The following is a 22,625-nucleotide window of genomic DNA, read 5'->3' as shown; positions in this document are numbered from 1 at the left end:
ATTACGGAATGACGCCGGGTCCGGTTTCATGCGTCCCCAGCAGCATTGCACCAGGACGTCGTATCACGCGCCCAGTTGCACCTGTGTCAGCACCCGCACCCGAGTAGGATAGGCATACGCATCCTGCTCCATCGCAGGCAACTGCCAGCCGGCAGCGGTTCGCGCCAGCCGCTGCAAGGCCGGGTCCGGCAAACGCAGGCTGGCCAGCACCAGCACCTCGGATGGCGAATACAGGGCACCGTCGGCCAGCGCCGGCTCGGCCTGCAGCGTGGCCAGCAAGGGCCTCGCTTCGTGTTTCCAGCCCTTCTCGCTCCAGAACATTTTCCAGGCGATATGCGCCAGTTGCTGTGCGCGGGCACGCGATTGCCCGTTGCCAGTGGCCTCGGCATGGTCGAGCAAGCCCTGAACGACGTAGGCGTAGTCCTCCAACTCGGCATCCGGCAGCACCTGGCCACGGGCCATCGCCTTCACCAGGCGCCCGTCCCGGGTCAGCCGCGTCAGCAGAAAAAGCTGCAGGCGATCGGCCTGCCGGCGGTAGGCCGGATCGAACTGGCTGGCCTGGCTGAACGCCGACAGCGCCAGACCATTCAGGCCGGCGTTCAGCTTGTCGTCCTTGGGCAGGCTGCGCGCCAGCCGCAATGGCCGCAGGATGCGCATGGCGTCGGCCAGCAGCCGGCGCTCATCCGCTGTCGGCGTGCGGTATTCCGCAGGCAGATACCCGTCTTCGAATTCGCGCGCCTGGTCCAGGCGCCACACCCGTCGTGCTGCAGCATAGGCCTCGGGCGACAGGCGGCGTTTCAGTTCATCCGGCTCCCACAGATAGGTCGCTCCTTCGCGGCCCTTGTCATCGACTGCCGAGGTGCTGGAGTAGAAACCGCCGCTGGCGTCCAGCAATTCGTTGCGCATGAAATCAAGCGTGCTGCGCGCGACCTCGCGATAGCGCGGCTGGCGCAGCACCGTCGCCGCACGCAAATAAAGTTGGGCCAGATGCGCGTTGTCATAAAGCATTTTCTCGAAATGCGGCGTATCCCACTCAGGGTCCGTGGTGTAGCGGAAAAACCCGCCGCCGACATGGTCACGCATGCCGCGTGCGGCCATCTGGTCGAACGTCACGCGCAGAAACTCGGCCAGCCTGGCATCGGGCTGCCGCGACTGCCGCTCCAGCAGGGCATGCAGTTGCGGCGCCATGGGGAATTTGTTTACCTGGCCCAGACCGCCATGCAGGGTGTCCGCCTCCTGCCACACGCCGGCCAGAAACTGCTTCCAGGCGCGTGCGCTGCGCTCGGCGGACAGGGGCGCGCTAACGGGTTGCCCGGCGGGTGGCGGTGCAACCTGCCTTGCCATGGCCCGGATCCCGGCACGATCGGCAACCCAGCGTTGGGTGAGGTGATTCAACTGCTTGCGAAAGTCGTCCGGGGGCACATAGAGAACAACAAAGACCGGATAGCCTTCGGGCGTGACAAAGGCATTCAGCGGCCAGCCCGAGACGCCGCTGAGTTGGGCTGAGAACGTCTGCAGGGCATCGTCCAGCCCGCTGTTGAGTTCGCGGTCGACCTTGACCGGAATGTAGTCGCGGTTAAGCAGCGCGGCGATCTGCGGGTTCTTGTAGCTTTCGCGCTGCATGACGTGACACCAGTGGCAGGCGAAGTAGCCCACCGACACGAACAGCAACTTGTTTTCCCGTTTGGCGCGGGCGATCGTCTCGGCATTCCATTCCTGCCAGGCGACCGGATCGCTGCCGTGCAGCGCCAGATAGGGCGAAGGGTGGTTGACGAGCTGATTGACCGGAGCTGCCGCAACCGCAGCAGGCAACAGCAGGATCAGCAGCAGACTGGCAAGCGTCGTTCCACGTTCAAACCCGAACATAGGTCCAGCCCTGCTGCAGCCGGGTGACGATTTCGCCAATGGCGGTCGGGGCCGCACGCGCAACCGGCAGCAACTCGACGATTTGTCCCTCGCCGGTATATCGGGCGATGGTCTGGCTGCACGCCACCCATTGCAGGTTGGCGTGGCGCTGGGTCATGCGCACGATCCGCGCCTCATGGGGGCTGACCCCGGCGCGAATCAGATTGATGCCGTGGCTGTTGGCGACAATTTCGAGCTGCATCGTTCTTCCCTGCCGCTCAGCCTCGTCCAGCAGCCGCTCGGCCTGATCCAGCGCCGCCTGCATCCGCTCGGGCGCAGCACTGTCAAGATGCAGTATGACCCGGTTCGGGTCGGCCTCGCGCGACAGGCTGACCGCCTGAAAGCCGCCGATGACAGGGGCAGACACGCCCGCCAGCGCCTGGGAATCCAGGCTGCGCAAGGCCCAGCCGCCACTCAGGCCCGCGACCAGGATCAGGCAGCCGAAGGCGCAGCGCTGCATCAACTGCCGCCGGGGTACGGCAAGGGGTTTCCCGCCAGCGGAAACCGGCGGCTCGGCATAGGCCAGCCGCACCATGTTCTGCAGGCTGCGCAGCACGCAGACGCGCTGGGTCAGCTCCGCATCCTCGCGCATCCGGGCGATGAGCTTTTCGCTGTCATCCACGTCGAGTTCGCCATCGACAAAGGCATGCAGGATTTCATCCGAAATAACCTGGTTCATTTCACTCTCCTCAGCAACGGCCGGGTCGCGGGTTGCTGCATTGTGGGTTCCAACAGATTTTTCAGGCTCGCGCGAGCGCGCGACAGACGGCTCATCACCGTTCCCACCGGAATATCCAGAATTCCAGCCACTTCGGCATAACCAAATTCCTCCAGATCGACCAGCGTCAGCACCTGGCGCTGCCCAAGCGGCAGACGCGCCACGGCCGCCCGTACGCAGGCGATGACCTCCTCGCGATCGCAGCACGCCTCGGGCGACTCGACGCCAGATTCGAGCTCGTCCTGCAAATCGTCGACATCATCAAAGTCGCGCCGGCGCCGCAGGTGATCGAGCCAGCAGTGATTCATGATCGATACCACCCAGGCCTTCAGCGAGGCCTCGTCGCGCAGCTGTGCACGTCGCGCCCAGGCCTTGGACAGAGTTTCCTGGACCAGGTCGTCGGCCAGTGCGGCGTCATGACACCAGGCATAAGCGATGCGATAAAGCATGGGACGCATCGCCTCGACGCTGGGGCGAAACGGGCCAAACAATAAGTGGCTGAGCATGGTCATATAGTGGTCATATAGGGATGACGGGGATAGTGGTCCATTTATTCCATAAAACTTTCCCTGCGGAAATGGAATAAGCGTTCCAGATGATACGTCTTATAGTTAAGCCCGGTTTTAATTAAGCCTGCTTATCCAATCACCACACAGGAGACTCAAATCATGAAACTCGCTTTCGCCCCCATGCTTGCCGCCCTATTTCTTGCCACCGCCCCCATGGCTGCCAACGCGGCTGAAGAAAAAGTGGTGTATCACGTCAATGACTCCGCCAACGCGCGCATGGCCATGAACAACGTGAACAACCACCTAAATTCCGCTCCGGACGCCAAAATCGTCGTGGTGACGCACGGCAAGGGCATCGACTTCCTGCTCAACGACGCCAAGGACGACAAGGGCGACTACGCAGCCGCCATCGCCGGCCTCACGGCCAAAGGCGTGAAATTCAATGTCTGCAACAACACCCTGAAGGCCCGCAAGCTGGACGCCAGCGCGGTGAACCCGGACGCCACCATCGTACCGTCCGGCGTGGCCGAGATCGGCAAACTGCAGTCACAGGAAGGCTACGTCTACCTGAAGCCCTAAAGAAAGGGCTTACGATCCGCGACGTGCTGAAGTCCCGCAAGGCGGGACCGAATCGAATGTCCTGAATCGTTTTTCTTGCAGTCCATCAAGCCGACCCTAACAGGTCGGCTTTTTTATGCGCTGCGGATGAAGTGTTTGCGGTAATACTTCATCTCGTCGATGGATTCGTAGATGTCGGCCAGCGCCTCGTGCTTGTTGGACTTCTTGAACGCTTCGGAAAGTCCGGGCCGCCAGCGCTTGGCGAGCTCCTTCAGGGTACTGACGTCGAGGTTGCGGTAATGGAAGAACGCCTCCAGCTGCGGCATGCAACGCGCCATGAAGCGGCGGTCCTGACAGATCGAATTGCCGCACATCGGCGAGGTCCGGGCGGGCACGTGCTGCTTCACGAAGTCCAGCATCTGCGCCTCGGCCTCGGTCTCGTTCAGGTGCGAGGCCCTGACGCGGTCGATCAGCCCCGATTTGGCGTGCGTGCCCTTGTTCCAGTTGTCCATCGCATTCATTACCTCATCGGGTTGATGGACCACCAGCACCGGGCCTTCGGCCACGGTATTGAGGTCGGCATCGGTGACGACGATGGCAAGTTCGATGATGCAGTCGGTGTCGGGCGACAGGCCGGTCATTTCCATGTCGAGCCAGAGCAGATGCGTGGGGTTCAGGGCCATATCAGCGTTCCTTCAAAAAACAGGCCGCCATTTTCGCACACGATGCGTCTGGCGCTGGCGCAATTGCACCCCTGTGACGATAATGCGGAACAAACCAGAGGAGTCCCGTCATGAAAATCCTGATCGCTTTAATTGCCGCGGCAATGCTTTCCACCACGGTCCTTGCCGCGCCCTTCGCCAAGGGCGACCCCAAGACCGGCAAGGGCCTGCACGACAAGGCCTGCATCAGCTGCCATGTCAGCATGTTCGGCGATGACGGCAGCAAGATCTACACCCGCGCCGACCGCAAGACCCAGAGTGCGCAGCAGCTCGCCGCCCGCGTCTCCGCCTGCAACGCCAACACCGGTGCCGGCTGGTTCCCGGAAGACGAGGCGCACGTCGCGGCCTACCTCAATCAACAGTACTACAAGTTCAAGTAAGGAATCGCAATGGCTAACATCATTGAAGAACTCGTACGCAAGAAGTGCGCCCCCTGCGAAGGCGGCGTCGCCCCGCTGACCGATGCGCAGATCGGGCCGCTGCTGAAGGGCCTGTCCGGCTGGCAACGCGAAGGCGAAAAAATCGTCAAGGAATTCAAGTTCAAGGACCACTACCAGGCGCAGGCTTTCACCAACGCGGCGATGTGGGTGTCGCACCGCGAAGACCATCATCCCTACCTGCTGGTGGGCTACAACACCGTCAAGGTCGAGTATTGGACGCACGCCATCGGCGGCCTGTCGGAAAACGATTTCATCTGCGCGGCCAAGGTCGACATGCTGTTTGACATCTGATCCCGTGACCGTCCTGACCGGGCAGGTCGTCGCCGCATTCAGCCGCCGTTTCATCGTCGCCACAGCCGACGGCGAATTGCCGTGCCAGGTCAAGGGCCGCCACCTGCGCGTGGTGTGCGGCGACCAGGTCGAAGTCCGGCGCGACGGCGACGCGGGGGTGATCGAAGCGGTGCTGCCGCGGGCCAGCCTGCTCTACCGCTCCGACGCCTTCAAATCCAAGGCCATTGCCGCCAACGTCACCCAGCTTGCCGTGGTGGTTGCGGCGCGGCCGAGCTTTTCGATGGAACTGGTGCAGCGCTGCATCCTCACCGCCGAAGACCAGGGCATCGCCAGCCTGCTGATCCTCAACAAGGCCGACCTGCCGGAAACGCCGGCCGCACTTGAACGCCTGGGCCTGCTCACCCGCATCGGCTATCCGCTGGTCATGCTGTCGGCGCTGACCGACGTGGCGCCGCTGCGTCCGGCCCTGCACGGCCACACCACGCTCTTGATCGGCCAGTCCGGGATGGGCAAGTCGACCCTCATCAACGCGCTGTTTCCGGATGCCAGCGTGGTCACCGCCGAGTATTCCGTGGCGCTCGACAGCGGGCGCCACACCACCACCCACACCCGCCTGCACCGGCTGGATGCCGACGCGGCCGTGATCGACTCGCCCGGCCTGCAGGAATTCGCCCTGCAGCATATGGATGCCAATGCCCTGGCACACGGCTTCGTCGAGTTCCGGCCATTTCTGGGGCAGTGCCGCTTCCGCGACTGCAAGCATGAGACCGAGCCGGGCTGCCGGCTGCAGGAAGCGGCCGCCGCAGGCGAAATCGATCCGGCACGCCTCAAGCTGTTCCAGACCCTGCGCCGCCTGCAGCAAAACGCCGCCCAGCGGCTATAAACCAAGCTGGTTCACACCACGAGGAGAGCGGCCATGAAATCAATTCTGGTTGTGTTGATGGGGCTATGGCTGGGATTTTCCGTGCCGGTGCAGGCCGCGGGAAAATCGGTGGCGACGCCCTACGCGCCGGCCAAGGTCATGTTCGAGTTTTATCTGGACGACCCACAGAAAATCGGCAGTGCGCTGTTCTGGGTGCGATCGCTGATGAACCCCCTGCAGGCAGCGCCCTACAGCTATTCCCCTGAAGACCTGAGCATCGTTGTCGTGATCCACGGCACCGAAATCGTCACCGTGGCGAAAAAGAACGAGGAAAAATACCAGGAAGCGGTCGACCGCATGCGCTATTACGCTGATTTGGGGGTGTCGTTCAAGGTGTGCGGGCAGGCCGCTGAGGATTTCGGCTACGCGGTGAAAGACTTTCAGGATTTCATCGAAGTCGTGCCCAACGCCATCACCGAGCTGGCACACTGGCAGCAGCAGGGCTATGCGCTGATCATCCCCCAGATCATGAGCAAGACGATCGACATCGAGTCGATCCGCTAGCCCGAATACGGCGCAATGCGCTTCACTTATTGACGCCCTGCAACTTCTTCACCACAGAGGCACAGAGACACGGAGAAAACCATTAAAGCGCAAGGGCCGCCCTTCTTCAAATCCAACAGGCTCCGGGCTTTTCCTCTGTGCCTCAGTGGTTCAATTTTTTTCAAGCCTTATTCCGGCCAGTGCTTGATGTAGCGCTTCAGCAGGCTGTTCTCGAAGTTGGCTTCCTTGAGACAGGCGCGCGCCACGTCGTGGAAGGAAATGATGGCGAACAGTTTGCCGCCGTCCAGAATCGGCAGGTGGCCGATGTGCGACTTGGTCATCACGTCACGCGCATAGTCCACCGAGTCGTCGGCATCGGCCACCACCGGCTCGGTCACCATGATGGTGCTGACCTGCGCATCCTTCAGGTCGCAGCCTTGCTTGACCATGCCCTGCACCACGTCGCGCTCGGTCAGCAATCCCACCATCTCGCCGTTCTTCAGCACCACCAGCGAACCCACGCCCAGGCTCACCAGCTTGGCGACAGCGCTTTCCACTGAATCGGTCGGCGCAATGCTGTGGATGGTGTCGCTTTTGAGGGTGAGGATTTCGCGAATCTGCATGGTGATCTCCGGGGTCAACTTGTGGGTGAGTAATGGGCACTTCTATAAATCCGTCATTTCTGTCATTGCGAGCGAAGCGAAGCAATCCAGCGCATTGATTTAGCATGAATTTCTGGATCGCCACGTCGCTTCGCTCCTCGCGACGACGATTTATAGAAGTGCCCTAATGATAGAACGATGGCGGGCGGCAGGCTATGGTCTGACCAGCCCAGCTTCGACCTGGCGGCGATTTTCGGCGCCGGTCAGCGTCTCGACCAGCGCCAGCGCAAAGTCCATCGCGGTGCCGGGGCCGCGCGAGGTCAGCACCTTGCCGTCCTGCACCACGGCCGCGGTGCTGACGGTCACGCCGGACAGGCCATCGAGAAAGCCGGGGTAGCTGGTTGCCCGCTTGCCGTCGAGCACCCCGGCCTCGGCCAGCACCATCGACGCGGCGCAGATGGCGGCGGTGTACTTGCCGGCCGCAGCCATCTTCTGCAGCAGTTCGATGATGCGCGCATCATCCTTCAAATGTGTCGCCCCCGGCATGCCGCCCGGCAGCACCACCATGTCATAGTCGTCCTGCAACGCCACCTGGAGCGTGACGTCGGGCACCAGCTGCACACCGCGGCTGGCCCGAACAATGCCGGGCTTGAGTCCGGCGGTCACCACCTCGATGCCACCGCGACGCAGCAGATCGATGATGGTGACGGCTTCGAGTTCTTCGCAACCGTCTGCCAGGGGAACCAGAACCTTGGTCATGCTCGCCTCCTCGTGTTTTTTCAGTCGCGGAAATTCTGATACTGCAACGGAAAGTCGGTGATGCTCTTGCGCACCAGCGCGATGGTGTCCTGCAGCAGGTCGCGTTTGGCGCCGGACACGCGTACCGCGTCGCCCTGGATGCTGGCCTGCACCTTGAGCTTGCTGTCCTTGATGCATCTGACGATCTTCTTCGCCAGCTCGGTTTCCACGCCGGTCTTCACCGTTACGCTGCGCTTGACCTTGTTGCCCGAGACCTTCTCGACGCTCCCGATATCCAGGCACTTCACGTCGACGCCGCGCTTGGCGAGCTTCTGCGCCAGGATGTCGTACACCTGATCGAGCTGAAATTCAGTATCGGCGTGTATCGTCAGCACGTAATCGGCCTGCTCGATGCGCGCGTCGGAGCCCTTGAAATCGAAACGGGTGGACACTTCCTTGTTGACCTGGTCAACCGCGTTGCGCACTTCCTGCTTGTCGACCTCAGACACGATATCAAAACTTGGCACTTGATTGCTCCTTAAAACCCGGATGTTTGATCGGCCCGGATTGGCCATTGGTATGCTGGTGCATGTAGGCGCGGCGCCCTCGCCGCGAATTTCGCACCCGGGCAAGCTTCACGGCTTCGGGCCGGGGGCGGCCCTCCCACAAACAGCGCATGCAACATCCGGGTTCATATCCATCATAAACGACTGCCCCGGCAGCCCGGTTTCATCGCGGAACTCGGCTGCCGCAATCACATGCGGCCATCCTTCCTGACAACGGTGACGGTGGTCATTGCCTAAGCGAAATGGCAGACGTAGTGGTACGACTCGCCGGAGACTTCGATGTCGAAGCTGGAGTTGCCCGGCACGTTGAACGACTGCCCAGCGCCGTAGGCCTTCCACTCGCTTTCGCCCGCCAGCTTGACCCGGCACGACCCCGCCACCGTCTCCATGATTTCCGGCGCGCTGGTACTGAAGGTGAGCGTGGACGGCAGAATCACGCCGACCGATTTCTTGCTGCCGTCGGCCAGCGTGATGCTGTGCGACACGCACTTGCCGTCGAAATAGACGTTGGCCTGCTTGATGACGGCCACATTATCAAACTGGGACATGCTTAGCTTCTTCGTGCATTCTGTTTCGCCGCAATCCGCAGGCGCAGCGCGTTGAGCTTGATGAAGCCGCCCGCGTCTTTCTGGTCGTACGCGCCGGCGTCATCTTCAAACGTTGCAATGGTCGAGTCGAACAGCGAGTCGGTTTTCGAATCGCGGCCGACGACGCTGACGCAGCCCTTGTAGAGCTTGAGCCGCACGCTGCCATTGACGTGTTCCTGGCTGTGGTCGATCAGCGTCTGCAGCGCCACACGCTCGGGCGCCCACCAGTAGCCGTTATAGATCAGGCTGGCGTAGCGCGGCATCAAATCATCCTTCAAATGCGCGACTTCGCGGTCGAGGGTGATCGATTCGATCGCGCGGTGGCCCTTCAACAGGATGGTGCCGCCGGGGGTTTCGTAGCAGCCGCGCGACTTCATGCCGACGTAGCGGTTTTCCACCAGGTCGAGCCGGCCGACGCCGTGCTTGCCACCGAGTTCGTTCAACTTTGCCAGCACTTCGTGCGCGCGCATGGCCTGGCCGTTGATTGCCCCCACATCGCCGCGCACGTAATCGAGGGTCAGGTACTCGGCCTGATCAGGCGCCTTCTCGGGCGACACGGTCCAGCGCCACATATCCTCCTCGGCTTCGGCGTTGGGGTCTTCCAGGTGGCGGCCTTCGTAGGAGATGTGCAGCAGGTTGGCGTCCATCGAATACGGGCTGCCGCCGGCCTTGTGCTTCATCTCCACCGGGATGCCGTGGGCCTCGGCGTAGGCGAGAAGTTTCTCGCGGCTCAAAAGATCCCACTCGCGCCAAGGCGCGATCACCTTGATGTCGGGCTTCAGCGCATAGGCGCCGAGCTCGAAGCGCACCTGGTCGTTGCCCTTGCCGGTGGCGCCGTGGCAGATGGCGTCAGCGCCGGTTTCGTTGACGATGTCGATCAGGCGCTTGGCGATCAGCGGCCGTGCGATCGAGGTGCCGAGCAGGTATTCGCCCTCGTACACGGTGTTGGCGCGGAACATCGGGAAGACGAAGTCGCGCACGAACTCCTCGCGCAGATCGTCGATGTAAATCTGTTCCGGCTTGATGCCGAACTGCAGCGCCTTGGCGCGCGCCGGTTCGAGTTCCTCACCTTGGCCGAGGTCGGCGGTAAAGGTGACCACCTCGCACTGGTAGGTATCCTGCAGCCATTTCAGGATGACCGAGGTGTCGAGGCCGCCGGAATAGGCCAGCACAACTTTCTTGATGTCGCTCATGGTGGTGTGTGTTTCAGTGAGTGGAACCGGAGGTGTTCTTGTCGATGATTTCGATCTGACCGGGAAAACCGCCGATCTTCAGGATGTCGAGATTGGTCGCCTGGCTGGCCTTTTCGATTTCGATGCCGACGACGCGGCCGTCTTCCGACAGGTTGAGCACGATGCCTTCGTGCGCTTCCCACGACCGCGCGGGATTTTCGGGACTGATTTCGACATAGAGCGAATCCATGTCCTTGAAGTAAGCGATGTTCATGATTCAATTTTTCCCAGGAGTAGATATTCCATCAGCGCCTTCTGCACGTGCAGGCGGTTCTCCGCCTCGTCCCACACCACCGACTGCGGGCCGTCGATGACTTCCGCCGTGACTTCCTCGCCACGGTGCGCCGGCAGGCAGTGCATGAAGATGGCATCGGATTTCGCCACCTGCATCATCTCGGCGTCCACCTGCCAGTCGGCGAAGTCTTTCATCCGCTCGTCGTTTTCCGCTTCCCAGCCCATGCTGGTCCACACGTCGGTGGTCACCAGATCAGCGCCGCGGCAGGCGTCCATCGGGTCGGCAAAACTCTCGAAATTGTCGGTGCCGTAGAGGCCTGCGCGTTCCGGTTCGACCTCATAACCCGGCGGGGTCGACACGTGCACGTTGAAATCGAGCACCTCGGCTGCCTGCAGCCAGGTGTTGCACATGTTGTTGGAATCGCCGACCCACGCCACCGTCTTGCCCTTGATCGAGCCGCGGTGTTCGATGAAGGTAAAGATGTCGGCGAGGATCTGGCACGGGTGGTATTCGTTGGTCAGGCCATTGATCACCGGCACCCGCGAGTGCGCGGCAAAGCGCTTGATGATCTCCTGCTCGTAGGTGCGGATCATCACGATGTCGACCATGCGCGAAATGACCTCGCCCGCGTCCTCCACCGGTTCGCCGCGGCCCAGCTGGGTGTCGCGCGTGTTGAGATAGATCGCCGTGCCACCGAGCTGGTGCATGCCCGCCTCGAACGAGAGCCGGGTGCGAGTCGAGCTTTTCTCGAAAATCATCGCCAGCGTGCGATCGACCAGCGGGTGATACGGCTGATAGCGCTTGAAGCGGCTCTTGATCACCCGCGCGCGCTCGAACAGATACAGCAGTTCGTCGCGCGACAGATCCTTGAATTGCAGAAAATGCTTCAGCATCACGCCGCCTGCTGCAGATAGGTTTTGACGATGCCGGACACTGCCGCGACCAGCGCATCGACCTCGGCCGCGCCATAGATCAGCGGCGGCACCAGGCGGATGACCGTGTCGGCGGTGACGTTGATCAGCACGCCGGCATCGCGCGCCACCGCCACCAGTTCGCCGCAGGGGCGGTCGAGTTCGAGGCCGATCATCATGCCCTCGCCGCGGATGTCGACCACGCCGTGCACGCCGTCCAGCGCCTGCCGCAAGCCGCTGCGGATCGCTTCACCGCGCACCCGTGCATTGTCGAGCAACTTATCATCTTCAATGACGTCGAGCGTCGCCAGCGCGGCCGCGCACGCCAGCGGATTGCCGCCGAAGGTCGAGCCGTGGCTGCCGGGAATGAACACCTCGGCCGCCGCGCCGCGCGCGAGGCAGGCGCCGATCGGCATGCCCGAGCCGAGGCCCTTGGCCAGCGCGATCACGTCGGGCATCACGCCGAAATGCTGGAAGCCAAACCAGGTGCCGGTGCGGCCGATTCCGGTCTGCACCTCGTCCAGCATCAGCAGCCAGCCGTGGGCATCGCAAATCGTGCGCAATTCAGCCAGGTAGTCGGGCGCCAGCAGGTTGATGCCGCCTTCGCCCTGCACCACTTCGAGCAGCACCGCGACCACGCTCTTGTTGTGCTCGGCGACGTGGCGGATCGCCTCCAGATCGTTGAACGGCACCCGCGCGAAGCCCGACAGCAGCGGCTCGAATCCGGCCTGGATCTTGCGGCTGCCGGTCGCGGTCAACGTGGCCATGGTGCGGCCGTGAAAGGCCTTTTCCATCACGATGATGGTCGGCACCTCGATGCCCTTGCCATGGCCGTACAGGCGCGCCAGTTTGATCGCCGCTTCGTTGGCCTCGCAGCCCGAGTTGCAGAAGAATGCACGGTCCATGCCCGACAGCGCGCACAGCCGGTCGGCCAGTTCTTCCTGGCGCGGCACGCGATACAGGTTGGACGAATGGATCAGGGTCGCAGCCTGGTCGGCAATCGCCTTCACCAGTTTCGGATGCGCATGGCCCAGTCCGTTCACCGCCACGCCGGCGACCGCGTCGAGATAGCGCTTGCCGGCTTCGTCCCACAGGTAGGCGCCTTCGCCGCGCACGAACGCAACCGGCTGGCGCGCATAGGTGTTCATCAAATGTGTTGTCATGGCAGTTCTCTACAGGCTTTCAAATCAAGCTGCAGTATTTGAAGATGAAAGCAGCGGAATAGAAAACGGCGGCCTAAGCCGCCGTGCTTGTCATGCAGCGCCTTGATTATAGGCTGAAAAGCGCGGAGTGAGACATCCCGGTTGCCATGAAGAACAGCATCGGAATCGACAGCATGGTGTTGGTGCGCGATGCCAGGAAGGCCACCCGGCGTGCTGTGTTTTTCTCGTCGTCGGTCGCCTGCACCATGCCCAGAATCTTCTTCTGGTTCGGCCAGATCAGCACCCACACGTTGAACAGCATGATGGTGCCGAGCCAGGCGCCGATGCCGATCGGACCCATGCCGTTGCGCAGCAGGAAGGCATCCATGAAATACGGCCCCAACAGCGCGGCGCCGGCGAGCCAGGTCACCAACGCGGACCAGCGGAAGAACAGCAGGGCGCGCGGTGCAACGTGCTTGGTGATGCCGGCGGCGGTGCCGTCGGCACCGGCATTTTTCAGTGCCGCCACCTGAACGAAGTTGAAGTAATACAGCAGGCCGATCCACATGATGCCTGCCATGAAATGGATCCAGCGGGACAGTGCGGAGACGATATCGATATTTTCCATTGCTTAATCCCCCTTAACCCAAAAAGTTTCTGGCAAAGACAACCAACACAACGGTGAGCACAACGCCGGCAATGACGGTGCCCCACAGCGAATCCAGCGGGTTTTTCATATTCTCTCCTCAGCTTGAAATGTTTGAACGAATTGTTGACCATTTTGGTCGGGCAATCCACCGCCAGTATCTTCAAAATGCCACGATCGCGCAAGCGGCCTCCCCACTTCACCCTACTGCCTGCGTGCTAAAATCCGGCAACTTCTTACAGCCGCCTGCCCACTCATGGATGACGCATCCGCCAACGCCCCCTTCATCATTCGCGGCATCACCACCGGGGGCGCCCGGTTTCGACCGAGCGACTGGGCCGATCGCTTGGCGGGTGCGTTTGCGGTGATCGACCCCAACAACCGCACCAATTATTCGCCTTATGTGCAACCCACCACGCTGGACGGTGTTCCCTGCGTCGTGGTGGACAAAAGGCTCAAGGACGCCGATGCCAACGCCTACCGTTTTTTGCAGACCTTTGCCCGCAGCAATGAATTGCAGACTGAAAACGCTGATTGAATCAGGCCAATCCGAGAAATAAAAAAACGCCGCAGATGCGGCGTTTTTTTACTGCGGCGCTGGTCGGGCCAGCGCAGCGCCAGGTCAGGCTAGCGCAGCATCTGGCGCTCAGGCCATGCTCTTGACTGCCAGGGACAGGCGGCTTTTATGGCGTGAAGCCTTGTTCTTGTGAACGATTTTCTTGTCGGCGATGCTGTCGATCAGGCTCATGGACGTCTGAAAAACCTGCTGCGCCGCGGCCTTGTCGCCGGCTTCGATCGCTTTGCGCACTTTCTTGATCGCGGTGCGCAATTCCGAACGCTGGCTCATGTTGTTGTCGCGCTGCGCGCTGGCTTGACGTGCGCGCTTGCGCGCCTGGGCGGAGTTCGCCATATTTTCTGCTCCTAATAAGCCCAGCCAGAGGCGGGGCATTTGATCACTAAGCACCCTGCACAATGGGCAGGGCAAATTTATCTAGGCACCCCGCCCTGCAGGCGAGGCAAATTAAATCCTGAATCTGAAGCGCCCGGTTACCACGCGCTCTGTTTGCCACAGCGCGCCACGGCAGATTCACCAAAGCCCGTAATTGTACGAGAAACCCCCGCCACAAATCAAGCTGGTTTTGCATATGGTTGCAGTTGGCGCGGCCGACCCGCACAATGCGCGCAAAACCCGCCGCCCATGAATCTTCTCAAAGCCCTCGCTGCGGTCAGCAGCATGACCCTGCTTTCCCGCATCCTGGGATTCGCGCGCGACGCCATCATCGCCCGCGTGTTCGGCGCCGGCATGCTGACCGACGCCTTCTTCGTCGCCTTCAAGATCCCCAACCTGCTGCGACGCCTGTTCGCCGAGGGCGCGTTCTCGCAGGCCTTCGTGCCCATCCTCGCGGAGTATAAAAACCGCAAGGGCCACGACGCCACCCAGACCCTGGTCAACCAGGTCGGCACCGCGCTGACGCTGGTGCTGGTCGTGGTCGCCCTGCTGGGCGTGGTGGGTGCGCCATGGGTGGCCTATGTCAGCGCGCCGGGGTTCCGCGCCGACCCGGACAAGTTCGAACTCACCGTCACCCTGCTGCGCATCACCTTTCCCTACATCATCTTTATCTCGCTGGTGGCGCTGGCGGCAGGCATCCTCAACACCCACAGCAAGTTCTCGGTGCCGGCGTTCGCGCCGGTGCTGCTCAACGTCGCCATGATCGCCGCCACGCTGTGGCTGGCGCCCTATTTCGACCCGCCGGTGCTGGCGCTGGGCTGGGGCGTGGCCCTCGGCGGCGTGCTTCAACTGGCCTGGATGCTGCCGCACCTGCTGAAGATTCGCATGTTGCCGCGCCCCACCCGGCATTTCAACGACCCGGGGGTCAGGCGCATCCTCAGGCTGATGGCGCCCGCCACGCTGGGCGTCTCGGTCGCCCAGATCAGCCTCTTGATCAACACCATCTTCGCGTCGTTTCTCGCCAGCGGCAGCGTGTCCTGGCTGTATTACGCCGACCGCCTGATGGAGTTTCCCGCCGGCATGCTGGGGGTGGCGCTCGGCACCATCCTCTTGCCCAGCCTGGCCAGGCATTATGCCGACGACAACCCGGGCGACTATTCGAAACTGCTCGACTGGGGCCTGCGCCTGACCCTGATGCTGGCGCTGCCCTCCGCCGCCGCGCTGGCGGTGCTGGCGGTGCCGCTCATCACCACGCTGTTTCATTACGGCGCCTTCACCGCGACCGACGTCACCATGACCCAGCGGGCGCTGGTCGCCTACAGCGTGGGGCTGGTCGGACTGATCCTGGTCAAGGTGCTGGCGCCCGGGTTTTACGCGCGGCAAAACATCCGCACGCCGGTCAAGGTCGCCATTTTCACCCTGGTCGCCACCCAGGTGATGAACCTTGCCTTCATCATCCCGCTCGGCCATGCCGGGCTGGCGCTGTCCATCGGCCTGGCTGCCTGTCTCAACGCCGGCTTGCTGCTGCATCTGCTGAAAAAGCAGCAGATTTACCAGCCGCAACCGGGCTGGACCGGCTATTTCCTGCGCGTGCTGCTGGCCGCCGCGCTGATGGCGGCGATGCTGTTCTACACCATGGGCGACGCGCAATGGTGGCTGGCGGCCGGTTTTCTCGACCGCATGATCAGGCTGGCGCTGCTGGTCGGCGGCGGCATCGCACTGTATTTCGCCGCGCTCGGCCTGATGGGCTTCCGCCCGCGCCAGTTCGCCCGCCGCGCGGCAGAATAAGGCCATGAATCGGCTAGAATAAGCGCTTTTCGGCGTCCCGCCGCCCTACGCATCAACCCCATGCGCATCACCCACGGCTTCACTCCTCTCGGCACGCCCCACGCGGTCACCATCGGCAACTTCGACGGCCTGCACCTCGGCCATCAGGCCATGCTCGCCCGCCTGCAGAACGTGGCACGGTCGCGCGGCCTGCCGACCTGCGTGCTGAGCTTCGAGCCGCACCCGCGCGAGTTCTTCACCCCCGAGCAGGCGCCTGCACGTTTGTCCAGTCTGCGTGAAAAAGCCGAGTGCCTGCAGCGAATGGGAATCGACCGCCTGCACGTGTTCCGTTTCGACCGCGCGTTCTCGGCGCTCACCGCCGAGGCCTTCATCGAGCAGGTGCTGGGCACGACGCTGCAGGCGCGCTACGTGCTGGTGGGCGACGATTTCCGCTACGGCGCCAAACGCGCGGGCGACTTTGCGCTGCTCGAACGCCTGGGCCAATCGCTCGACTTCGACGCCGAGTTCCTGCCCACGGTCGAGGTCGCCGGCGAGCGCGCCTCGTCCACCGCGGTGCGCCAGGCGCTCGCCGCGGGCGAACTCGAGCACGCCGCGCGCCTGCTGGGCCGGCCCTACAGCATCTCCGGGCGCGTGGTGCACGGCGACAAGCTGGGACGCGACATCGGCTTTCCCACCGCCAACATCCAACTCAAGCACAACCGGCCGCCGCTGCTGGGGATTTTTGCGGTCGAGCTCTACGGCCTCAATGGCGAGCCGCTGCCGGGGGCGGCCAGCCTGGGCAAACGCCCCACGTTAAAAAACCCCGACGCCGTGCCGGTGCTCGAAGTGCATCTGTTCGATTTCAATGCGGAGATATACGGCCGCCGCGTGCGCGTGGATTTCCTGCACAAGCTGCGCGACGAAGAAAAGTATCCCGACCTCGACAGCCTCGTTGCGCAGATCCGGCGCGACGTGAACAACGCCAAACAATTCCTGAAGCAACGCCGTGCCCAACTTTAAACATGCCCGACTATAAAAACACACTCAACCTGCCCGACAGCCCCTTCCCGATGCGCGGCGACCTCGCCAAGCGCGAACCGGGCTGGGTCAAAAGCTGGCAGGAAAAAAGACGCTACGAAGCCATCCGCAAAGCTGCCGCCGGCCGCCCCAAGTTCATCCTCCACGACGGCCCGCCCTACGCCAACGGCGACATCCACATCGGCCACGCAGTCAACAAGATCCTCAAGGACATCATCGTCAAGGCGAAGACCCTGAGCGGCTTCGATGCCCCCTACGTGCCGGGCTGGGACTGCCACGGCCTGCCGATCGAGCTGCAGGTGGAAAAAACCCACGGCAAGGCCATCCCACCGGCGAAGTTCCGCGAACTGTGCCGCACTTACGCCGCCGAGCAGATCGAACGGCAGAAGGCCGACTTCATTCGCCTCGGTGTGCTGGGCGACTGGGATCATCCCTACCGCACCATGGATTTCCAGTTCGAGGCCGATACCCTGCGCGCGCTGGGGCAGGTCCAGACGGCCGGCTATCTCTATCAAGGCGCCAAGCCGGTGCACTGGTGCGTCGACTGCGGCTCGGCGCTGGCCGAAGCCGAGGTCGAATACGAGGACAAGACCTCGCCCGCGATCGACGTCGGCTTCGCTGTAGCCGACCGCGCCGACCTCGCACGCCGCTTCGACATCGCGGCGATCAACGAACCCATCCAGGTCGTCATCTGGACCACCACGCCGTGGACGCTGCCGGCCAACCAGGCAGTGGCGTTGCACCCCGACTTTCAGTATGCGCTGGTGCGTACCACGAAAGGCCTGCTGATCCTGGCCGACAGCCTGACAGACGCGGCACTGACACGTTATGGTTTGAATGAAGGCGCCGAAGTCATCGCGCGCACCACCGGCCAGGCGCTCGAAGGCACGCTGCTTTGGCACCCCTTCCAGGAACGCCAGGTGGCGGTCATCGTGGGCGACCACGTCACCGCGGATGCCGGCACCGGCGCTGTGCACACCGCGCCCGGCCACGGCCTCGACGACTACGTCATCGGCAGCCGCTACGGCCTGAAAGTCGACAACCCGGTAGGCGACGACGGCCGCTTTTACGCCGGCGTGCCGCTGGTCGGCGGCATGAGCATCTGGCAGGCCAATCCGCTGATTCTGGAAACGCTGGAAGCCAGCGGTAACCTGTTGGCGCACGACAAACTGCTGCACAGCTATCCGCACTGCTGGCGCCACAAGACGCCAATCATCTTCCGCGCGACGCGGCAGTGGTTCATCGGCATGGATTCCAGGGGGCAAGATTCAGGGATCAGGGATCAGGGGGGCACGCTGCGCGAGCAGGCGATGGCGGCGGTCGAGGCGACGCAATTCTTTCCGAGTTGGGGCCGCGCGCGGCTGGAGGCGATGATCAAGAACCGCCCCGACTGGTGCGTTTCGCGCCAGCGCAACTGGGGCGTGCCGATGCCCTTCTTCACCCACAAGGAAACCGGCGAGCTGCACCCGCGCACGTCCGAGCTGCTGGAAACCGTGGCGAAGCGCGTCGAGCAAGCCGGCATCGAGGCCTGGTTCGCGCTCGACCCGGCCGAACTGCTGGGCGACGACGCCGCGCACTACAACAAGACCGGCCACACGCTCGACGTCTGGTTCGATTCGGGCGTCACCCACGCCTGCGTGCTGAAGCGCCGCCCCGAACTCGCCCATCCCGCCGACCTCTATCTGGAAGGCTCCGACCAGCACCGCGGCTGGTTTCAGTCAAGCCTCCTCACCGGCTGCGCCATCGACGGCCGCGCACCCTACCAAGCCCTGCTCACCCACGGCTTCGTGGTCGACGGCAAAGGCCACAAGATGAGCAAGTCGAAAGGCAACGTGGTCGCGCCGCAGAAGGTGATGGACCAGTACGGCGCCGACATCCTGCGCCTGTGGGTGGCGACCACCGATTATTCCGGTGAGCTCACCATCTCGGACGAAATCCTCAAGCGCGTGGTGGAGGGCTACCGGCGCATCCGCAACACGCTGAAATTCCTGCTCGCCAACCTGTCGGATTTCGACCCGAAAACACACGCGCTGCCGGTCGAGGACTGGCTGGAAATCGACCGCTACGCGCTGGCGCTAACCCGAAAATTGCAGGGCGAACTGCAGGCGCATTACGACGCCTACGAATTCCACTTCATCGTGCAGAAGCTGCAGAGCTTCTGCTCCGAAGACCTCGGCGGCTTCTACCTTGACATCCTCAAGGACCGTCTCTACACCGGCGGCGCCGACAGCCGCGCCCGGCGTGCCGCGCAAAACGCGCTGCACCATCTGACGCACGCGCTGGTGCGCTGGATGGCGCCGATCCTGTCGTTCACCGGCGAGGAGGTATGGGTGCAACTGGCCGGGGAGGACAGCTCGGTGTTCCTGCATACCTGGCATGAACTGCCCGCGCAAGCCGACGAAGCGGCGCTGCTCGACCGCTGGACCCGCATCCGCGCCGTTCGCGCCGAGGTGCAGAAAGAGCTCGAGGCGGTGCGCGTTGCCGGCGCCATCGGCTCGTCGCTGCAGGCCGAAGTCACCCTGCACGCCAGCCCCGACACCCAGGCCCTGCTGGCGCCGCTGGGCGATGACCTGCGCTTCGTACTGATCACCTCGCAGGCGCGTGTTGTTACAGCCGACACCGACCGCATCGAAGTCACCCCCAGCACCGCGAAAAAATGCGAGCGCTGCTGGCATTACCGCGACGACGTCGACGCGCACGCCGACCACCCCGGCCTGTGCGGACGCTGCGTCAGCAACCTCTATGGCGATGGCGAGGCACGCACGCATGCCTGAATTTCGGCCGACCGTCATCGACTGCGAAGCGATTCAACCGAATAGAATAGGGTGCTGCGGCATTGCGACGACCACCCCATCGGCCCGGGGCGGGCCTCCTACAAGGGCACGAATCTGTAGGAGGGGCGCCCTCGCCCCGAATTTCGCACCAGGGCAACCTCACAGCTTCGGCCCGAGGCGGGCCTCCCACCACAACACCGCACCCTACAACCCGGGTCACTGCAACAATGAAACACTGGATTAACCCCCGGCCCCGGCCGGATTAAACGCTACGCCATGAAATACTTCTCCGACCCCGCAATGCGCAAATGGCTGTGGCTGGCCCTCGCCGTCATCGTCTTCGACCACCTGACCAAATGGTGGATTTCCTCCACCCTCGACTATCAGGAACTCATCCCTGTGCTGCCGTTCTTTTCGCTGGTGCGGGTGCACAACGCCGGCGCTGCGTTCAGCTTCCTGGCCGACGCCGGTGGCTGGCAGCGCTGGTTTTTCATCGCGATCGGCATCATCGCCACCGTGATCATCGTGCGCCTGCTCAAGCGTCACGCGCACGAGCCGCGGCTGGCCTTTTCGCTGGCGCTGGTGCTCGGCGGCGCGCTCGGCAACGTCATCGACCGCGTGGTGCTGGGCCATGTGGTGGATTTCCTGTATTTCCACTACCGCAGCTTTGCCTGGCCGGCGTTCAACGTGGCGGATTCCGCCATCTCCGTCGGCGCCGCTCTGCTGATCTGGGACAGCCTGTTCGGCAAGCCGGCCGGGCCGAAAAAAGCAGCATGACCACGCGCGCCGTCGCCGCGGGCGACACCCTCCAGCTTCGTTACGCATTGCGCCCGCGCGGCGGTGACGACCTCGTCTCCAACTTCGACGACCCCGAACCGGAAACCGTGACGCTCGGCGACGGCACCCTGGCGCCGATGCTGGAACAATGGCTGATCGATGTCCACCCCGGCGAGCGCCATGTGTTCCTGCTTGATCCCTGGCAGGCCTTTGGCGACAGCCAGCCCGACCTGATCCAGACCCTGCCCAAATCCGACCTGCCCGCCGACATCAAACTTGAGGTCGATCAACTGGTCGAATTCGCCATGCCCAACGGTCAGACCCTGGCCGGCCACATTCTGGAAATCGGCGACGACGCGGTGAAAGTCGACTTCAACCACCCGCTCGCCGGCCTGTGTGTCGAATTCGAAGTAGAAATCGAACGCATCCTGTGACCCCCGTCCGCGAGAACGCGTGCCTGTGCCATGGCTGAGATCGGGTCAGCCCGGAAGCGCTAAGGAACCGCTGATTAATTTGTCATTGCGAGGAGCGCAGCGACGCGGCAATCCAGAAATGCCTGCTTAATCAATATTCTGGATTGCTTCGCTGCGCTCGCAATGACGGAAATGAATTATTCGTGCTCACTAACTTATGCTAAGGTAATACTTGTACATACCCACTGGAGTGCACCATGAATGCGACATCCATTCGCCCCGTAGCGATCAAAATCGACGAAGACACCCGCGCACGCATCAAGCGCCTTGCCGCAGCGCGTCAACGCAGTTCGCACTGGCTGATGCTGGAGGCCATCCGCCAGTACGTCGAGCGGGAAGAAAAGCGCGAAGCATTCCGGCAGGATGGCATGCGGGCCTGGAACGAATACCAGGCCACCGGCCTGCACGTAACGTTGGAAGAGGCGGATGCCTGGCTTGCCCAGCTTGAGGCGGGTAAAGACGTGGAACCGCCTGAATGCCACATCTGATTTGGGCGCCTTCCGCCCTGCTTGATGTCCAGCGCGCCTACCGTTTTCTGGCCGTCAAGAATGCAGATGCAGCCAGCCAGGCCGTAAAAGCGATTCGCGCCGGCGTCAAGATCATCGCGCGACACCCGGAAATCGGGCGGCCAGCCGAAGACCTGGAGCCGGAGTACCGGGAGTGGCCGATCGGCTTTGGCGACAGCGGCTACGTCGTGCTGTACCGCCATGACGGCGAACTCGTCACCGTGCTAGCACTGCGGCACCAGAAAGAAGTATCTTTTTAAGCCTACCTCCATGACCCCCACCATTCTTCTCGCCAACCCCCGCGGCTTCTGCGCCGGCGTCGACCGTGCCATCGCCATCGTCGAGCGCGCCCTGGAAAAATTCGGCACGCCGATCTACGTGCGCCACGAAGTCGTCCACAACACCTTTGTCGTCAGCAACCTCAAGGCCAAGGGCGCGATCTTCGTCGACGAACTGGCCGAAGTCCCTGCCGGCGCCACCGTCATCTTCAGCGCGCACGGCGTGTCGCAGGCGGTTCGCGAAGAAGCCGAGGCACGCGGGCTGAACGTGTTCGACGCCACCTGCCCGCTGGTCACCAAGGTGCACGTCGAAGTCAGCAAGATGCGCGACAAGGGGCTCGAAATCGTCATGATCGGCCACAAGGGCCACCCTGAAGTCGAGGGCACCCTGGGCCAGTCGAAAGGCGGCATGTACCTGGTCGAAACGCCGGAAGACGTCGCGGGGCTACAGGTGTCCGACCCCGACAAGCTCGCCTACGTCACCCAGACCACGCTGTCGGTCGACGACGCCGCACGCGTGGTCGATGCCCTGCGCGCGCGCTTCCCCCACATTGTCGGCCCGAAAAAGGACGACATCTGCTACGCCACGCAAAACCGCCAGGATGCCGTCAAGGCGCTGGCGCCTCAGTGCGACGTGGTGATCGTAGTGGGGTCGCCGACCAGTTCGAACTCCAACCGGCTGAGGGAAGTTGCACAAAACCTGGGCGTGCCGGCCTACATGGTGGACAACGCGTCGGAAATCCAGCCCGAGTGGGTATCGGGCAAAGACCGGGTTGGTCTCACGGCTGGCGCCTCGGCTCCTGAAATTCTGGTGCGCGCGGTGATCGAGAGGCTGAAACAACTAGGTATCGACTCG

Annotated in this window: 28 protein-coding genes; 14 read left to right on the top strand and 14 right to left on the bottom strand. The window is 62.8% G+C overall.

Going from position 1 to position 22,625, the window contains the following annotated elements:
* Positions 1-63: 63 nt before the first annotated feature.
* Genes ABW22_RS09545 through ABW22_RS09535 form a run of 3 tightly spaced genes read right to left on the bottom strand, consistent with a single transcriptional unit; the run spans position 64 to position 3,135 of the window.
* The gene (locus ABW22_RS09545) at positions 64-1,866 is read right to left on the bottom strand and encodes a thioredoxin domain-containing protein (RefSeq protein ID WP_059755489.1); all 1,803 of its coding nucleotides are present in this window, start codon (positions 1,864-1,866) and stop codon (positions 64-66) included.
* Positions 1,853-2,584: a hypothetical protein gene (locus ABW22_RS09540; RefSeq protein ID WP_059755486.1), complete on the bottom strand. Its 732-nt coding sequence runs from the start codon at positions 2,582-2,584 to the stop codon at positions 1,853-1,855. Before ABW22_RS09540 ends, ABW22_RS09545 begins: the two co-directional genes overlap by 14 nt.
* Positions 2,581-3,135: an RNA polymerase sigma factor gene (locus tag ABW22_RS09535; protein WP_059755483.1), complete on the bottom strand. Its 555-nt coding sequence runs from the start codon at positions 3,133-3,135 to the stop codon at positions 2,581-2,583. The genes ABW22_RS09540 and ABW22_RS09535 overlap by 4 nt, the downstream gene beginning before the upstream one ends.
* 156 nt (positions 3,136-3,291) lie before the next feature.
* On the opposite strand from ABW22_RS09535, the gene ABW22_RS09530 reads away from it, so the two are divergent.
* Complete coding sequence (locus tag ABW22_RS09530) at positions 3,292-3,711, top strand: DsrE family protein (RefSeq protein WP_082708671.1); 420 nt, start codon at positions 3,292-3,294, stop codon at positions 3,709-3,711.
* A gap of 113 nt (positions 3,712-3,824) precedes the next feature.
* On the opposite strand, the gene orn is transcribed toward ABW22_RS09530, so the two are convergent.
* On the bottom strand, positions 3,825-4,373 hold the full coding sequence (orn, locus tag ABW22_RS09525; protein WP_059755480.1) for an oligoribonuclease: 549 nt from the start codon (positions 4,371-4,373) through the stop codon (positions 3,825-3,827).
* A gap of 110 nt (positions 4,374-4,483) precedes the next feature.
* Between orn and ABW22_RS09520 the strand changes: the two genes are divergently transcribed.
* Genes ABW22_RS09520 through ABW22_RS09505 form a run of 4 tightly spaced genes read left to right on the top strand, consistent with a single transcriptional unit; the run spans position 4,484 to position 6,569 of the window.
* Complete coding sequence (locus ABW22_RS09520) at positions 4,484-4,792, top strand: hypothetical protein (RefSeq protein WP_059755477.1); 309 nt, start codon at positions 4,484-4,486, stop codon at positions 4,790-4,792.
* Between the two features lie 9 nt (positions 4,793-4,801).
* Positions 4,802-5,143 (top strand): 4a-hydroxytetrahydrobiopterin dehydratase, encoded by a 342-nt coding sequence (locus ABW22_RS09515; protein ID WP_059755475.1) that lies wholly within the window; start codon positions 4,802-4,804, stop codon positions 5,141-5,143.
* 4 nt (positions 5,144-5,147) lie between these two features.
* Entirely contained in the window at positions 5,148-6,026 is an 879-nt protein-coding gene (gene rsgA / locus ABW22_RS09510; protein ID WP_059755471.1) for a ribosome small subunit-dependent GTPase A, read from the top strand.
* A gap of 33 nt (positions 6,027-6,059) precedes the next feature.
* Complete coding sequence (locus ABW22_RS09505) at positions 6,060-6,569, top strand: DsrE family protein (protein ID WP_059755468.1); 510 nt, start codon at positions 6,060-6,062, stop codon at positions 6,567-6,569.
* A 167-nt stretch (positions 6,570-6,736) separates the two neighbouring features.
* On the opposite strand, the gene ABW22_RS09500 is transcribed toward ABW22_RS09505, so the two are convergent.
* The 9 genes from ABW22_RS09500 to ABW22_RS09460 all read right to left on the bottom strand — a co-directional run bounded on the left by ABW22_RS09500 (position 6,737) and on the right by ABW22_RS09460 (position 13,189).
* Complete coding sequence (locus tag ABW22_RS09500) at positions 6,737-7,171, bottom strand: CBS domain-containing protein (protein WP_059755538.1); 435 nt, start codon at positions 7,169-7,171, stop codon at positions 6,737-6,739.
* Between the two features lie 192 nt (positions 7,172-7,363).
* Complete coding sequence (locus tag ABW22_RS09495; protein WP_059755465.1) at positions 7,364-7,909, bottom strand: DJ-1 family glyoxalase III; 546 nt, start codon at positions 7,907-7,909, stop codon at positions 7,364-7,366.
* A 20-nt stretch (positions 7,910-7,929) separates the two neighbouring features.
* On the bottom strand, positions 7,930-8,415 hold the full coding sequence (locus tag ABW22_RS09490; RefSeq protein ID WP_059755462.1) for a YajQ family cyclic di-GMP-binding protein: 486 nt from the start codon (positions 8,413-8,415) through the stop codon (positions 7,930-7,932).
* A 272-nt stretch (positions 8,416-8,687) separates the two neighbouring features.
* Complete coding sequence (locus ABW22_RS09485; RefSeq protein ID WP_059755460.1) at positions 8,688-9,002, bottom strand: pyrimidine/purine nucleoside phosphorylase; 315 nt, start codon at positions 9,000-9,002, stop codon at positions 8,688-8,690.
* A gap of 2 nt (positions 9,003-9,004) precedes the next feature.
* Complete coding sequence (locus tag ABW22_RS09480; protein ID WP_059755457.1) at positions 9,005-10,234, bottom strand: argininosuccinate synthase; 1,230 nt, start codon at positions 10,232-10,234, stop codon at positions 9,005-9,007.
* 13 nt (positions 10,235-10,247) lie between these two features.
* Positions 10,248-10,487 (bottom strand): DUF2283 domain-containing protein, encoded by a 240-nt coding sequence (locus tag ABW22_RS09475; RefSeq protein WP_059755454.1) that lies wholly within the window; start codon positions 10,485-10,487, stop codon positions 10,248-10,250.
* Positions 10,484-11,401: an ornithine carbamoyltransferase gene (gene argF, locus ABW22_RS09470; RefSeq protein WP_059755451.1), complete on the bottom strand. Its 918-nt coding sequence runs from the start codon at positions 11,399-11,401 to the stop codon at positions 10,484-10,486. The genes ABW22_RS09475 and argF overlap by 4 nt, the downstream gene beginning before the upstream one ends.
* Entirely contained in the window at positions 11,401-12,582 is a 1,182-nt protein-coding gene (locus tag ABW22_RS09465) for an acetylornithine transaminase (RefSeq protein ID WP_059755448.1), read from the bottom strand. Before ABW22_RS09465 ends, argF begins: the two co-directional genes overlap by 1 nt.
* Before the next feature lie 106 nt (positions 12,583-12,688).
* Complete coding sequence (locus ABW22_RS09460; RefSeq protein ID WP_193393295.1) at positions 12,689-13,189, bottom strand: urate hydroxylase PuuD; 501 nt, start codon at positions 13,187-13,189, stop codon at positions 12,689-12,691.
* A 274-nt stretch (positions 13,190-13,463) separates the two neighbouring features.
* On the opposite strand from ABW22_RS09460, the gene ABW22_RS09455 reads away from it, so the two are divergent.
* Positions 13,464-13,745 carry a DUF3579 domain-containing protein gene (locus ABW22_RS09455; RefSeq protein ID WP_059755445.1) on the top strand — a complete coding sequence of 94 codons (282 nt, stop codon included), beginning with the start codon at positions 13,464-13,466 and terminating at the stop codon, positions 13,743-13,745.
* Between the two features lie 108 nt (positions 13,746-13,853).
* On the opposite strand, the gene rpsT is transcribed toward ABW22_RS09455, so the two are convergent.
* Positions 13,854-14,117, bottom strand: coding sequence for a 30S ribosomal protein S20 (gene rpsT / locus ABW22_RS09450; RefSeq protein WP_059755441.1), 264 nt, complete (start codon positions 14,115-14,117; stop codon positions 13,854-13,856).
* A gap of 288 nt (positions 14,118-14,405) precedes the next feature.
* Between rpsT and murJ the strand changes: the two genes are divergently transcribed.
* The 8 genes from murJ to ispH form a co-directional block, all read left to right on the top strand.
* Positions 14,406-15,944, top strand: coding sequence for a murein biosynthesis integral membrane protein MurJ (gene murJ / locus ABW22_RS09445; protein ID WP_059755438.1), 1,539 nt, complete (start codon positions 14,406-14,408; stop codon positions 15,942-15,944).
* A 60-nt stretch (positions 15,945-16,004) separates the two neighbouring features.
* Positions 16,005-16,943: a bifunctional riboflavin kinase/FAD synthetase gene (locus ABW22_RS09440; RefSeq protein ID WP_059755435.1), complete on the top strand. Its 939-nt coding sequence runs from the start codon at positions 16,005-16,007 to the stop codon at positions 16,941-16,943.
* 2 nt (positions 16,944-16,945) lie between these two features.
* Entirely contained in the window at positions 16,946-19,735 is a 2,790-nt protein-coding gene (gene ileS, locus ABW22_RS09435; protein WP_059755431.1) for an isoleucine--tRNA ligase, read from the top strand.
* A gap of 300 nt (positions 19,736-20,035) precedes the next feature.
* The gene (gene lspA / locus ABW22_RS09430; protein ID WP_059755428.1) at positions 20,036-20,512 is read left to right on the top strand and encodes a signal peptidase II; all 477 of its coding nucleotides are present in this window, start codon (positions 20,036-20,038) and stop codon (positions 20,510-20,512) included.
* Positions 20,509-20,946, top strand: coding sequence for an FKBP-type peptidyl-prolyl cis-trans isomerase (locus ABW22_RS09425; RefSeq protein WP_059755424.1), 438 nt, complete (start codon positions 20,509-20,511; stop codon positions 20,944-20,946). Before lspA ends, ABW22_RS09425 begins: the two co-directional genes overlap by 4 nt.
* A gap of 236 nt (positions 20,947-21,182) precedes the next feature.
* Positions 21,183-21,473 (top strand): CopG family ribbon-helix-helix protein, encoded by a 291-nt coding sequence (locus tag ABW22_RS09420; RefSeq protein WP_059755422.1) that lies wholly within the window; start codon positions 21,183-21,185, stop codon positions 21,471-21,473.
* Positions 21,461-21,751, top strand: a complete 291-nt coding sequence (locus tag ABW22_RS09415) for a type II toxin-antitoxin system RelE/ParE family toxin (RefSeq protein ID WP_059755419.1) — start codon at positions 21,461-21,463, stop codon at positions 21,749-21,751. The genes ABW22_RS09420 and ABW22_RS09415 overlap by 13 nt, the downstream gene beginning before the upstream one ends.
* Positions 21,752-21,761: 10 nt before the next feature.
* Positions 21,762-22,625: 4-hydroxy-3-methylbut-2-enyl diphosphate reductase (ispH, locus tag ABW22_RS09410; protein ID WP_059755416.1), on the top strand; the 864-nt coding region annotated here is incomplete at its 3' end.

Source organism: Thiobacillus denitrificans, assembly GCF_001530125.1.
Lineage (GTDB): Bacteria > Pseudomonadota > Gammaproteobacteria > Burkholderiales > Thiobacillaceae > Thiobacillus > Thiobacillus denitrificans_C.
Note: the sequence above shows the minus strand (reverse complement) of the source record. Positions and strands in the feature narration are given on the sequence as shown.